The 12,684-nt window shown below is 44.8% G+C and carries 24 protein-coding genes; all 24 read right to left on the minus strand.

Annotated features, from left to right (window positions below):
• Positions 1-447: a 50S ribosomal protein L15 gene (gene rplO, locus BMW65_RS03445; protein WP_090602998.1), complete on the minus strand. Its 447-nt coding sequence runs from the start codon at positions 445-447 to the stop codon at positions 1-3.
• A 61-nt stretch (positions 448-508) separates the two neighbouring features.
• The gene (gene rpmD / locus BMW65_RS03450; RefSeq protein WP_090602751.1) at positions 509-688 is read right to left on the minus strand and encodes a 50S ribosomal protein L30; all 180 of its coding nucleotides are present in this window, start codon (positions 686-688) and stop codon (positions 509-511) included.
• A gap of 5 nt (positions 689-693) precedes the next feature.
• Complete coding sequence (rpsE, locus tag BMW65_RS03455; RefSeq protein ID WP_090602752.1) at positions 694-1,212, minus strand: 30S ribosomal protein S5; 519 nt, start codon at positions 1,210-1,212, stop codon at positions 694-696.
• An 11-nt stretch (positions 1,213-1,223) separates the two neighbouring features.
• Positions 1,224-1,577 (minus strand): 50S ribosomal protein L18, encoded by a 354-nt coding sequence (gene rplR, locus BMW65_RS03460; protein ID WP_090602753.1) that lies wholly within the window; start codon positions 1,575-1,577, stop codon positions 1,224-1,226.
• Positions 1,578-1,585: 8 nt separating this feature from the next.
• Complete coding sequence (rplF, locus tag BMW65_RS03465) at positions 1,586-2,143, minus strand: 50S ribosomal protein L6 (RefSeq protein WP_090602755.1); 558 nt, start codon at positions 2,141-2,143, stop codon at positions 1,586-1,588.
• 18 nt (positions 2,144-2,161) lie between these two features.
• Positions 2,162-2,560, minus strand: a complete 399-nt coding sequence (gene rpsH / locus BMW65_RS03470) for a 30S ribosomal protein S8 (protein ID WP_090602757.1) — start codon at positions 2,558-2,560, stop codon at positions 2,162-2,164.
• 147 nt (positions 2,561-2,707) lie between these two features.
• Positions 2,708-2,977, minus strand: coding sequence for a 30S ribosomal protein S14 (gene rpsN / locus BMW65_RS03475; RefSeq protein ID WP_090602759.1), 270 nt, complete (start codon positions 2,975-2,977; stop codon positions 2,708-2,710).
• The gene (gene rplE, locus BMW65_RS03480) at positions 2,970-3,539 is read right to left on the minus strand and encodes a 50S ribosomal protein L5 (protein ID WP_090602760.1); all 570 of its coding nucleotides are present in this window, start codon (positions 3,537-3,539) and stop codon (positions 2,970-2,972) included. The genes rpsN and rplE overlap by 8 nt, the downstream gene beginning before the upstream one ends.
• Positions 3,539-3,889: a 50S ribosomal protein L24 gene (gene rplX, locus BMW65_RS03485; RefSeq protein WP_090602762.1), complete on the minus strand. Its 351-nt coding sequence runs from the start codon at positions 3,887-3,889 to the stop codon at positions 3,539-3,541. The genes rplE and rplX overlap by 1 nt, the downstream gene beginning before the upstream one ends.
• 2 nt (positions 3,890-3,891) lie before the next feature.
• The gene (gene rplN / locus BMW65_RS03490; RefSeq protein WP_073405786.1) at positions 3,892-4,260 is read right to left on the minus strand and encodes a 50S ribosomal protein L14; all 369 of its coding nucleotides are present in this window, start codon (positions 4,258-4,260) and stop codon (positions 3,892-3,894) included.
• Position 4,261: 1 nt separating this feature from the next.
• The gene (gene rpsQ, locus BMW65_RS03495; RefSeq protein WP_079714792.1) at positions 4,262-4,516 is read right to left on the minus strand and encodes a 30S ribosomal protein S17; all 255 of its coding nucleotides are present in this window, start codon (positions 4,514-4,516) and stop codon (positions 4,262-4,264) included.
• Positions 4,517-4,531: 15 nt separating this feature from the next.
• On the minus strand, positions 4,532-4,765 hold the full coding sequence (gene rpmC / locus BMW65_RS03500; protein ID WP_090602764.1) for a 50S ribosomal protein L29: 234 nt from the start codon (positions 4,763-4,765) through the stop codon (positions 4,532-4,534).
• 118 nt (positions 4,766-4,883) lie between these two features.
• Positions 4,884-5,300 carry a 50S ribosomal protein L16 gene (gene rplP, locus BMW65_RS03505; protein ID WP_079714790.1) on the minus strand — a complete coding sequence of 139 codons (417 nt, stop codon included), beginning with the start codon at positions 5,298-5,300 and terminating at the stop codon, positions 4,884-4,886.
• A gap of 57 nt (positions 5,301-5,357) precedes the next feature.
• Positions 5,358-6,236, minus strand: coding sequence for a 30S ribosomal protein S3 (rpsC, locus tag BMW65_RS03510; RefSeq protein WP_090602766.1), 879 nt, complete (start codon positions 6,234-6,236; stop codon positions 5,358-5,360).
• An 11-nt stretch (positions 6,237-6,247) separates the two neighbouring features.
• Entirely contained in the window at positions 6,248-6,682 is a 435-nt protein-coding gene (rplV, locus tag BMW65_RS03515) for a 50S ribosomal protein L22 (protein WP_090602767.1), read from the minus strand.
• A 6-nt stretch (positions 6,683-6,688) separates the two neighbouring features.
• Positions 6,689-6,955 (minus strand): 30S ribosomal protein S19, encoded by a 267-nt coding sequence (gene rpsS, locus BMW65_RS03520; RefSeq protein ID WP_090602769.1) that lies wholly within the window; start codon positions 6,953-6,955, stop codon positions 6,689-6,691.
• Complete coding sequence (gene rplB, locus BMW65_RS03525; protein WP_090602770.1) at positions 6,955-7,779, minus strand: 50S ribosomal protein L2; 825 nt, start codon at positions 7,777-7,779, stop codon at positions 6,955-6,957. Before rplB ends, rpsS begins: the two co-directional genes overlap by 1 nt.
• Before the next feature lie 6 nt (positions 7,780-7,785).
• On the minus strand, positions 7,786-8,076 hold the full coding sequence (rplW, locus tag BMW65_RS03530) for a 50S ribosomal protein L23 (RefSeq protein WP_090602772.1): 291 nt from the start codon (positions 8,074-8,076) through the stop codon (positions 7,786-7,788).
• 4 nt (positions 8,077-8,080) lie between these two features.
• Positions 8,081-8,710 (minus strand): 50S ribosomal protein L4, encoded by a 630-nt coding sequence (gene rplD / locus BMW65_RS03535; protein WP_090602773.1) that lies wholly within the window; start codon positions 8,708-8,710, stop codon positions 8,081-8,083.
• Between the two features lie 4 nt (positions 8,711-8,714).
• Positions 8,715-9,332: a 50S ribosomal protein L3 gene (rplC, locus tag BMW65_RS03540; protein WP_090602775.1), complete on the minus strand. Its 618-nt coding sequence runs from the start codon at positions 9,330-9,332 to the stop codon at positions 8,715-8,717.
• Between the two features lie 118 nt (positions 9,333-9,450).
• Positions 9,451-10,719 (minus strand): glycoside hydrolase family 88 protein, encoded by a 1,269-nt coding sequence (locus tag BMW65_RS03545; RefSeq protein WP_245747478.1) that lies wholly within the window; start codon positions 10,717-10,719, stop codon positions 9,451-9,453.
• A 114-nt stretch (positions 10,720-10,833) separates the two neighbouring features.
• Positions 10,834-11,652: a YoaK family protein gene (locus tag BMW65_RS03550; RefSeq protein WP_090602777.1), complete on the minus strand. Its 819-nt coding sequence runs from the start codon at positions 11,650-11,652 to the stop codon at positions 10,834-10,836.
• Between the two features lie 43 nt (positions 11,653-11,695).
• Positions 11,696-12,145 (minus strand): hypothetical protein, encoded by a 450-nt coding sequence (locus tag BMW65_RS03555; protein ID WP_143053784.1) that lies wholly within the window; start codon positions 12,143-12,145, stop codon positions 11,696-11,698.
• A gap of 9 nt (positions 12,146-12,154) precedes the next feature.
• Entirely contained in the window at positions 12,155-12,655 is a 501-nt protein-coding gene (locus BMW65_RS03560; RefSeq protein WP_090602780.1) for a hypothetical protein, read from the minus strand.
• Between the last annotated feature and the right edge of the window lie 29 nt (positions 12,656-12,684).

Below are 12,684 nucleotides of genomic sequence, written 5' to 3' on the forward strand. Positions count from 1 at the left end.
TTAAAGTTTTACAATCGAACCCCCAACAGCTTCAATCGCTTGCTGTGCAGTAGCAGAAAACGCATGCGCCTTTACTTCTATCTTAGACGTTAGTTCTCCCCTACCTAAAATTTTCACCAAATCATTTTTGGAAACCAATCCATGCGATTTTAGCGTTTCGAAGTCTATAATAGACAATTCAAATTTTTCGACCAATCCCTGAAGCACGTCCAAATTGATCCCAACATACTCAATGCGGTTAGGATTTTTAAAACCAAATTTAGGCACGCGGCGTTGCAAAGGCATCTGCCCACCTTCGAAACCTACTTTTGAAGTATGCCCAGAACGGGATTGCGCTCCCTTATGTCCCCGCGTAGACGTACCGCCACGACCAGATCCTGTACCACGGCCTATGCGTTTCTTACTTTTAATTGATCCTTTTGCGGGTTTTAGATTACTTAAATTCATCTGAATCTGATATTGTGTCATACCTTCGCTTTCACTATACAGGTACAACGATTAAACGTAATTATACTTCTTCTATTGCGATAAGGTGATTCACCTTACGCACCATACCGATAATCGATGGAGTTGCTTCTACCTCGATGGTATGATTGATTTTGCGGAGGCCCAATGCTTTCATGGTCTGCTTTTGGCGCTCACTTCTATCAATGATACTCTTGATTTGCGTAATTTTGATCTTTGCCATGACAGTTATCCGTTAAATACCTTATTTAAATCAACACCACGTTGCTGAGCCACCGTATAAGCATCACGCATCTTCAGCAACGCATCAATGGTTGCCTTTACTACGTTATGCGGGTTAGATGACCCCAGTGACTTAGCCAATACATCCGTTACGCCAGCACTTTCCAGAACAGCGCGCATCGCACCACCCGCTAATACACCTGTACCATGTACCGCAGGTTTAATCAACACATTGCCTCCAGAAAACTTGCCATTTTGCTCATGGGGCACGGTGCCTTTGATAATAGGCACTTTGATTAAGTTTTTCTTGGCATCATCAATCCCTTTGGTAATGGCTTCCGTAACTTCCTTGGCTTTTCCAAGGCCATAGCCTACCACTCCATTCTCATCGCCGACAACCACAATGGCTGAAAAGCTAAATGTACGGCCACCCTTGGTTACCTTAGCTACCCGTTGGATACTCACCAAGCGATCCTTCAATTCGATTTCGCTCGATTTTACTCGTTTTATATTGCTTAATGACATGTTCTCGATGATTAAAAATCCAAACCAGCTTCACGGGCACCTTCGGCAAGTGACTTCACCCGTCCATGGTACAAATATCCGTTACGGTCAAAAACTACTTTACTAATTCCGGCTGCCAACGCTTTCTCAGCTATCAACTTTCCAACAGCCTTAGACTGCTCAACTTTGTTGCCTGATGCCGAAAAATCTTTAGCTAAAGATGACGCCGAAACCAATGTCACTCCAGCTTTGTCATCAATCACCTGAGCATAGATCCCCTTATTGCTTCTATATACAGACAAGCGTGGGCGTTCCGGCGATCCGGATAGATGTTTCCTAATCCCCTTTTTGATACGCTCCCTACGCGATACTTTTTTTCCTGCCATGATCGTTACTATTTTTTAGATGCTGATTTGCCTGCTTTTCTCCTCAACTGCTCACCAGCAAACTTAATACCTTTTCCTTTATATGGTTCTGGTGCGCGCAATGATCGGATCTTAGCGGCAACCTGTCCCAGCAATTGTTTGTCTATAGACTCCAATGTAATGGTAGGATTCTTTCCTTTTTCGGCCGTCGTCGTTACCTTCACCTCTTTTGGGAGAATGAGTACAACTTGGTGTGAAAATCCGAGTGTAAGATCAAGGGTAGTTCCTTGCGCATTGGCGCGATAACCAACCCCTACCAATTCTTGAATAGTTTTGTAACCCTCGGTAACGCCAATGACCATGTTATTCAGCAGCGAGCGATACAAGCCATGAAGCGCTTTATGCCTTTTCTGATCCGTAGGGCGCTTTACCAACAACTGACCGTTTTCCTGTCCTACGGTGATATCTTTATCAACCTGTTGCGTTAATTCACCTTTCGGCCCCTTTACGGTCACTAAGTTTTTATCCGATATCGTAATCGTCACCCCAGCGGGGATAGCGATAGGTGCTTTTCCAATTCTTGACATCTTGTGTGTTCCTCCTGATTAATATACGTAACATAAAACCTCGCCACCAACATTCTGAAGACGGGCTTCTTTGTCGGTCATTACACCTTTCGAAGTTGAAAGGATAGCGATTCCTAAGCCATTCAACACACGCGGCATGTCATCCACTCCTGCATATTTCCTCAGACCAGGTTTGCTCACACGTTTCAAGGTGCGGATTGCCGGGACTTTGCTCACCGGGTGATACTTCAATGCAATTTTGATAGTACCTTGTACGGTGTCTTCATCGAATTTGTAATTCGTAATGTAGCCCTTATCAAAGAGTACTTTCGTGATCTCTTTTTTAAGGTTTGATGCAGGAATTTCTACAACCCTATGGTTGGCCTTAATGGCATTCCTTACTCGGGTAAGGTAATCCGCTATTGGATCTGTATTCATTTATGGTATTCATTTGTGATAACGGTTTCCTTCGGCCACCGTGGCTTTAGGACCTATTACCTGTTAAAAATTCTTTTTTTCTCACATTCGGTCATCAGCTTTCGGCAACAAACCGCTACGCTCAACTTGCGACTCCCGACTCTTATCTTACCAGGAAGCTTTCTTCACTCCTGGGATTTTCCCGGCCACAGCCATTTCACGAAACGTCACCCGTGAAATGCCAAACTGGCGCATATAGCCTTTTGGACGTCCGGTCAATTTGCAGCGGTTGTGCAAACGCACAGGCGACGCATTCTTTGGCAACTTATCAAGTGCAACATAATCACCGGCTGCCTTTAGGGCCGCGCGTTTTTCTGCATACTTTGCTACCAGTTTAGCGCGTTTTATCTCGCGTGCTTTAATTCCTTCTTTAGCCATTAGTTACTGTATTTTGATTCTTGAATGGTAATCCAAATTGTTTCAACAATTCCAATGCTTCGACGTCAGTCTTTGCACTGGTTACAAAGGTAATATCCATCCCTTGGATTTTATTGATTTTATCAATATCAATCTCCGGGAAAATGATTTGCTCTGTAATACCCAACGTATAGTTACCCCTTCCATCAAAACCCTTATCGTTGATTCCTCTGAAATCACGAATACGGGGAAGTGCCACCGCAACCAGCCGGTCAAGGAACTCATACATTTTACTATCCCGGAGCGTCACCCGTACACCTATTGGCATTCCTTTGCGGAGCTTAAAATTGGAGACGTCTTTCTTTGACCGGGTAGCTACAGCTTTTTGACCTGTAATCATGGTCATTTCATTGATTGCATTGTCAATCAACTTCTTGTCAGAAGTTGCAGCACCGATGCCTTGGCTCACAGCAATCTTTTCGAGCTTCGGAACCTGCATGACGCTCTTATATTCAAATTTTTCTTTTAGCGCAGTACGGATTTCCTCCTTATACTTAGCCTTTAATCTTGGTACATATGCCATTAGTCAATCACCTCCCCTGATTTTTTCGCTACGCGAACGATTTTTTTCTTGCCGTTTACTTCAGTCACTTTACGTCCAACGCGGGTTGGTTTACCGCTTTTAGGATCGATATAAGCGAGATTGGAAATGTGGATAGGAGCTTCCTTCTCGATAATGCCTCCATTAGGATTGGCAGCACTCGGTTTAGTGTGCTTCTTTACAATATTCACTCCCTCTACAATAGCCCTATTTTCGGCTATAAATACCTCCAACACCTTACCTTGGGATCCTTTGGAATTGCCAGAAATGACCTTTACCAAATCTCCCGTTCGGATTTTAATCTTATGTGTCGATGTCTTTGTCTGTCCCATGATTATAATACCTCCGGTGCTAATGATACAATTTTCATGAACTGCTTTTCACGCAATTCCCGAGCTACTGGGCCAAAGATACGTGTTCCGCGGGGTTCATCCTGATTATTCAACAATACAGCGGCATTGTCGTCGAAGCGTATATACGATCCATCCTTACGTCGGATTTCCTTCTTCGTCCTTACGACCACTGCTTTAGAAACGGTTCCTTTCTTTACGTTCCCTGAAGGCAAAGCACTTTTCACGGTAACAACGATCTTGTCTCCAATCGATGCATAACGCTTGCCGGTACCGCCCAATACACGGATCACTAATACTTCCTTAGCTCCACTATTGTCGGCCACATTGAGTCTTGATTCCTGTTGTACCATGTTACTTAGCCCTTTCTAAAATTTCTACTAAACGCCAATTTTTGGTCTTACTCAGCGGACGCGTTTCCATGATCAATACTGTGTCGCCGATACCGCACGTATTGTTTTCGTCATGAGCCTTAAATTTGGTAGTCTTCTTCACGAACTTTCCATAAATGGGGTGCTTCACTTTACGTTCTACAGCCACCACGATGGACTTGTCCATTTTGTTGCTCACTACCAAGCCGATCCTTGTTTTTCTTAAATTTCTTTCCATTTCCGACGTTGATTTTTATGCCTCAGCGGCTGTTTCATTAGCAGCGTTGGCCGCCTTCTCAGCATGCTTACGCTTCGTCAATTCGGTTAATAGACGTGCAATGGTTTTGCGCGTATATTTGATCCGATTGGGGTTCTCTATTGCTGAAACAGCATGAGCAAACTTCAATTTGGTGAGGGCAGCCTTCTCTTCAGCGATTTTGGCTATCAAGTCCCCCGTTGACAATTCTACAATTTCTGAATTTTTCATTTCTATTTATTGTTTTACTGGATGTCCCCATCAGCGTACTTCCACGGTTAATACCCCGAGGCGGCTTGCCGGTAACGGCGGCAAGACCAATGGCAGACAGCGCCAGTTACGTCTATGCTTACACGTAGTCCCTACGTATCACAAACTTCGTTTGCACAGGTAACTTCTGTGCGGCGAGGCGCAAGGCTTCCTTGGCCACTTCCAACGGTACACCTTCTGCTTCAAATAACATACGTCCAGGACGTACTACCGCAACCCAATACTCGGGAGCACCTTTACCTTTACCCATCCGTACTTCCGCTGGCTTCTTGGTCACGGGTTTATCCGGAAAAACGCGAATCCATACTTGACCTTCACGTTTCATATAACGGGTAACCGCAATACGGGCCGCTTCAATCTGACGGCTGGTAATCCATGCCGGCTCCATTGATTTGATACCGAAAGAACCGAAGGCCAACTCCGACCCGCGGGTAGCGTTGCCTTTCATGCGGCCTTTCTGCATCTTTCTGAACTTTGTCCTTTTTGGCTGTAACATGTTCGTATCTTAATTAACACTGCCTATCGCAGTTGTCATCTAAATCTAAAAAATAACTTAACCTCTCCTGTTTTGGCCGCCACGGTTCCCACCGCTGCGTTGTTGTCCAGGTGCTCCGCCACGACGTTGATCATTGCCACGGCGTTGTTCGCCGCCACCACCACGGCGTTGGTCACCACCACCTCGACGTTGGTCACCACCACGGCGATCACCCCCGCCCCGACGGTTATCACCGCGGAAATCACTTGGGCCGCCTTCCGTACGTTGCTTCACGCCTGACGTCTGTCCAACATTGGGCGACAAATCACGCTTTCCGTAGACTTCACCCTTACATATCCATACTTTCACACCGATTTTACCATAAGTGGTCAATGCTTCCACCAATGCATAGTCAATGTCTGCACGGAACGTATGCAAGGGAATCCGTCCTTCCTTATATTGCTCAGTGCGGGCCATTTCAGCGCCGCCGAGACGACCAGAACACATGATTTTGATTCCTTCTGCACCCATACGCATCGTTGATGCGATGGCTGTCTTCATTGCGCGGCGGAAAGAGATGCGTGCTTCGAGTTGTTTAGCAACACCTTCCGCTACCAAATGAGCCTCCAGTTCCGGGCGCTTAATCTCGAAAATGTTGATTTGAACATCTTTTTTCGTCAGTTTCTTCAACTCTTCCTTAATTTTGTCCACCTCTTGGCCCCCTTTACCGATAACGATTCCAGGACGCGCAGTGTGGATAGTTACTGTAATGCGTTTCAATGTACGCTCAATAACTACCTTGGCTACACCACCTTTGGCGATACGAACCGACAAGTATTTTCTTATCTTTTCGTCCTCAACTAATTTATCGGAATAGTTCTTGCCCCCGAACCAGTTGGAATCCCAACCTTTGATGATTCCTAACCTGTTACCTATTGGATTTGCTTTTTGTCCCATTACTTGATAAATTAGTTTTGTGCTACGTTATTCTTGCTGTCTATCACCAAGGTAACGTGGTTCGAACGTTTGCGAATGCGGTATCCCCGGCCTTGCGGTGCAGGACGCAATCTTTTCAATTGACGCCCGCCATCTACGAAAGCTTCCTTCACAAATAATCCGCTTTCTTCCACAGACTTGTCTTCATTTTTTGCTTCCCAGTTTTTGATAGCTGAGAGCAACAGTTTCTCCACACGGATCGCTGCTTCCTTGTTGGTATGCTTGAGGATATACAAAGCATGTTCCACCTTTTCGCCACGGATAAGATCGACGACCAAGCGCATCTTACGCGGCGAGGTAGGGCAGTTTACTAATTTGGCAGTAGAAGCTCCTCCTACTTGAGCCTTTTCCTGCTCTTTGCGCTGTTTAATGATAACAGACTTTTTGAGTTTTCGTGTTGCTTCCATGCCTAATTATTTTTTCTTTTCTGCGTGACCCCGGAATGTACGCGTAGGCGCAAATTCACCGAGCTTATGACCTACCATATTTTCCGTTACATATACGGGAATAAATTTATTGCCGTTGTGCACTGCGAAGGTATGACCAACAAAATCAGGTGAAATCATGGATCTACGAGACCACGTCTTGATTACCGATTTTTTGTTTATTTCATTCATAGAAAGAACTTTTCTTTCTAAGTTGTGGTCGATATAAGGACCTTTTTTAATTGAACGAGCCATTATTTCTTCCTTCTCTCAATGATGTAACGATTCGATGCCTTTTTCTTACTACGGGTTTTGTAACCTTTGGCCAGCAACCCTTTACGTGACCGTGGGTGTCCACCGGATGCACGACCTTCACCACCACCCATGGGGTGATCGACCGGGTTCATAGCTACACCACGTACGCGTGGACGACGGCCCAAGTGGCGTTTCCGTCCGGCTTTACCCAATACTTCATTGGCTTTTTCCGCATTGGATACCGAACCGATGGTCGCCAGACAAGTCGCCAGGATCAAGCGGGTTTCGCCAGATGGCAATTTAATAATGGCATACTTTCCGTCGCGCGCAGACAGTTGGGCATAAGTGCCGGCACTGCGCGCAATGGTACCGCCTTGGCCTGGGTTCAACTCAATGTTATGAATAATCGAACCCAAAGGAATGTTTTGCAATGGCAAGGTGTTGCCGATTTCGGGAGCGACAGTATCACCGGATACAAGCGTTTGCCCTACTTTCAATCCCTCAGGCGCTATGATGTAGCGTTTCTCACCATCCACATAATGCAACAATGCAATACGTGCAGAACGGTTGGGATCATATTCTATTGTGGCAACTTTTGCGGGGATATCTTTCTTATCGCGTTTAAAATCTATCAATCGGTATGCTTTTTTATGTCCCCCACCGATGTAACGCATAGTCATTTTACCGGAATTATTCCTACCTCCTGACTTCTTGATCTTCACGACCAACGACTTCTCAGGAACGTTGGTGGTGATATCCGAATAGTCTCCTCCTACTCTGAAACGAGTACCAGGGGTAACCGGTTTGAATCTTTTAACTGCCATTTCTAATTATATAGTACTGTAAAAGTCAATCGTTTCACCATCTTTGATTGTGATGATGGCCTTTTTATATTTCGGGGTTCTTCCCGATACAAACCCTGCCTTTGTATAGCGATTTTTCGCCTTACCAGCTATAACCATGGTATTCACGGCTACTACTGTCACGCCGAACATTTGTTCCACGGCTTGTTTGATTTGTATCTTGTTTGCCCTGTGGTCCACTTTGAAAGCATAACGGTTCAATTTTTCCGTAAGCAATGATGCTTTCTCAGTCAATACGGGTTTCTTGATAATTTCCATATTACTACTTGGCAAATGCCTCCTCCAAGGTTTTAACAGAAGCTGTGGTCAACAAAAGCTTGCCAGCATTCAACACATCATACGTGTTCAGTTCACCGGCGGTGATTACTTTCGCTTTTTTCAGATTTCTGCTTGATAAATAAACGTTGTTGTCTTGCGCAGGTAAAACCAATAAGGTTTTTTCGTTGGCGATGTTTAGGCTATTCACCAAGTTCACATAGTTTTTGGTTTTAATGGAATCGAAGTTCACTTCGTCCAATACCACAATGTTATTGTCCTTGGCTTTGTAGCTCAACGCTGATTTACGTGCCAACGCCTTCAGCTTTTTATTGAGCTTAAAACTATAGTCACGAGGCTGCGGACCGAAGATACGACCACCACCGTTAAACAATGGGGATTTGATGCTGCCTGCACGAGCACCACCCGTTCCTTTTTGTTTATGTAGCTTGCGCGTAGAGCCAGCAATTTCATTACGTTGCTTGGACTTGTGCGTACCTTGACGCTGATTAGCGAGGTATTGCTTCACATCCAAGTAAATCGCGTGGTCATTGGGTTCTACCCCAAATACCGATTCAGGAAGTTGCACCTTGGCACCTGTCTCTTTACCTGATATATTTAAAACGTTAACTTCCATCTCCTTATTTATCTACGATTACGTATGAACCTTTGGCTCCGGGGATAGAACCACTGACCACGATCAAGTTTTGATCCTCATAAACCTTCAGCACTTGCAGGTTTTGAATCTTTACGCGGTCACCCCCTGTACGGCCAGCCATGCGCATACCTTTAAATACGCGTGAGGGCCATGATGATGCACCTAATGAACCAGGCGCGCGCAGGCGGTTGTGTTGCCCGTGGGTAGCCCCACCAACACCACCGAAGCCATGGCGCTTCATGACACCTTGAAAACCTTTTCCTTTGGAAGTGCCGACGACGTCTACGTATTCGCCTTCTTCAAAAATGGAAACAGTCACCAAGTCACCGAGGGTTTTCTCGTCGGGGAAGGTTTTAAATTCTACCAATTTACGCTTAGGCGTAGTCTCCGCTTTTGCGAAGTGCCCTTTCAAAGAGGCCGTTGTGTTCTTCTCTTTTGCTTCATCAAAAGCAAGTTGAATAGCGGAATAGCCATCTTTTTCTTCCGTGCGTATCTGCGTTACCACGCACGGGCCAGCTTCGATCACCGTACAGGGAATGTTCTTCCCGTCAGCGTCATAAATGCTGGTCATTCCTACTTTTTTTCCAATAATTCCTGACATGTTTCTATTAATCTATTAACGTCCATCGAAGCAGTAGGGCTTCGCTCAAGACATACCATCCCCTTAAAAGGGACGGCAAAGATAGAAAACTTACTTTAAGTATCAAATAGTTAGTGAATTATTTTTTAATTTTCTCTCCGGAGAAAGGTTTTCCTTCCAACAATCGTTTGTATCGTATCAAAGCTTCAATATAATAATAATCGGCATAGGTAAGTGGCACATCGATTTCACTACCATGTGGGATGGAGCCTACGCTATACTTCAGGATAAATCCACCGTTTGTACCAATTTCAGCTTTATAAGGCGCAGTGGAAAGATTTTTGAGGATATGTTCTGCTTTAACCATATAGTCTGCATGCTCCTCGTTTTCGGTATGGGTGCTCAATTCAATCAGCGCCGAAGCCAGAACGGTCGCCGTGGAAGCATCACGATTGGTTTTGTAATTGGCAGCATACGGACTATCTGCAGTTAGATCTGGCGCATTGAAATCCCAATATGGCACCAAATCTTCCGGCATGTTGGGATGGTTTAATATAAATGCAGCGACATGTTTTGCAAAATCAAGGTACGTAACATCCCCTGTTTCCCGATACATCATAATATAACCATAAAGCCCCCATGCCTGACCCCGCGCCCATGCCGACTCATCATATGCACCTTGCGCTGTTTTCTTCGCCACGATGCTGCCATCTTCCGGATTGTAGTCAATCACATGGTAAGAGCTGTAGTCCGGACGATAATGGTTCTTAATCGTGGTGTTGGCATGGGTCATTGCGATATCACGATACTTTGGGTCGCCACTCAGCGTGGAAGCCTGCGCGAGAAACTCCAGGTTCATCATGTTATCAATGATGACGGGGTAAGTCCATCCTTCCCATGAGCGGATAGCTTTGACGGTAGGATTATAACGGCTTATTAGCGATTCGGCACCGGTGAGCAATATCGTTTTATAGGTGGCTGTATCACCTGTAAGCCTCAGCGCGTTACCAAAACTGCAATACAGCATAAAGCCAAGATCATGTGTGCCTTTATTATGCTGTTCTTTTTCAAGGATACGCAACTTATCTTTCGCCAATTGGAGCAATTGCTCATCGCCGGAATGCTCATAAAGGTATAGCAATGAACCAGGATAAAATCCAGAAGTCCACCACCGTGTATCTGACGTCACAATCGTATCGCCCTGAAAGGTGCGCGGCATCCGATCAGCAGGCACGCTGTCCGCCAATACCTTAATCTGAGCTACAGCGTCGTCAAGCTGTTGAACTATAAATTCATGACTAAGTTGTAAACCGGTGGTGGTTCCAGCTGGTTGATTTTGGCATGCTGTGATGACCAGCGACACCCCTATCAGCATAAATCCCGCTTTTTTTGAAAAAGATCCTATCATAACCCGTTTATTTATGGTGTAATCATTGCTTAAATTACGTCCAAAAATAAACGTTTAACCGAAAAGCGCAAACGTTTACATACGAAAAATTATGAATCCGTCAGTAACCCTTTTTTAACAAGCCGTCCGTTCTTCTTCCAAATCAGGAGCAGGTGCTCCTACCAATCGTTGATGTTTATCATTTGTCCTCGCCCGATGGTATTTCTTTCGACTCGAATTCCAATGATAGCGCACTAAACGGATTTTATATGCATCGTAACCGATGACCACTACCAGAAATAGGCTGATGACATAAAACAACTTAAACCCGATATGGAAATAGGCGATTCCTGCAACGATCGCCCCAGCGACATAAGAAAGCATGATTGAACCCAATAACCAAGCCCTCCCTTTGAGCACAGGATTCGACCGAAACTCTTCCTTAGTAAACATGGAGAACAGTACCCCTAAGTCCGTGGTTGTACCAGTAAGATGGGTAGTTTTCACAGCAAAATTCGATATACTGGCTGTAAGGCCATTTTGTAAGCCCATCGCGAAGAGCATCAACGCGAGCAAAATCTCGGTTTCGAAAAGCGTCTCCTGATAAAAAAAATCGCCATAAAAACCGACTGCAAGCATGCAAAGTATTTCAAGCGAAACAGGTAATGAGTGGGCAAAGTATTTATTCTGCTTATTAAAGTGTATCACCATGAAGTTGGCAACGAAACCACCGAAAAAGAAAAGAAAAATCCAAGCGAACACTATCGCTGTTTGGTACCAATTGCCTTTGACAATCTCTGCCGCCAATATTGCATAGTACCCGGTCACGTTGGAACTGAACGAAAGGAATAGCAACAATGACACCACATTGACCATCCCGGCCGAGAACGCAGTAAGTGTCCCGAGTTTAATATTGTCTCCCAATGTCCTGCTATTGCTGAATTTACGAAGCATAGTAATACCGATTTCTAATTTAGCACTTAAATAAAGCTTGTACTTATAACCGCTCGAACGTCAATTTGGCTAACCCTTTCACCTGCGTATCCAGCTCAAAATTCAGCACCATCCGGTCGGCTACCAGTTGTGAGAGGTCGTACTGCTCCTTATGTCCATTATTATATTTGATTTCCAATATATTTCCTCGCCCTTTTATCGCCCATCCAATAGTCTCATCCCTACCGCCGCTCTTCTGCAGTTGCAACCGCCCTTTTGGCAGGAAAGACCATATCTCTGCCTTATGAAGCACCAAATTGCCGTGTCGGTTTCCCTGTAGGTTTACTTTTTCCTCGTCTCCTACTTTATTGAGCCGCTCATACACCCAGCCGGTTTCTTTCCACTCGCCTATAATCAGCTGCTCGGGATTGGTAACCGAACGTATCATCCAAGTAAAGCCCATCAGCGTCAACGCAAACACGCCGATGTAAATTGCCGACAATCGCTTCATCATGCAAATCTGCTAGCTAGCCGTGGCTTCATTATAGAATATTTCTGCTAAACTTCCCTTCTCTGGTAGAATGACTCCCATGTTCCAGTCGATCAATTTCACAGGTTTTCTACATTTCCGTATATAAGAAAGGATATCAACACTCTTTCCGCTTCGTTTACGAAGTCGATACCTTCCCGGGATGTAAATCTCATCAATCCGGTTGCCGGACAAATAGCCGTCGAATGCCGCCTGTGTAGCTCCATTAAACAAGTCGACCCGCATGGAGGCGATACCCGACGCGTATTTATTTTTGATAACCCCACAGGCCTCATCAAATGCTCGGCTGCTCAACGTTTCGAGCGCCTTAGCCTTCGAATAAAATAGTAAATCCGTGATTGAGTCTGATAGTTGAACGCCATGCAGCAGAACAATATGGTACTTACAGTCATAAGGCCTGTCATTCAGCACTGATTTTACAACATTTAATGATTCAATAGTAAAATCAGTGGGGATTAATAAGTATTTTTCCATTACATTTTGATTTTAATAAATAATTTAAT

Source organism: Parapedobacter koreensis, from assembly GCF_900109365.1.
In the GTDB taxonomy this organism is placed as follows: domain Bacteria; phylum Bacteroidota; class Bacteroidia; order Sphingobacteriales; family Sphingobacteriaceae; genus Parapedobacter; species Parapedobacter koreensis.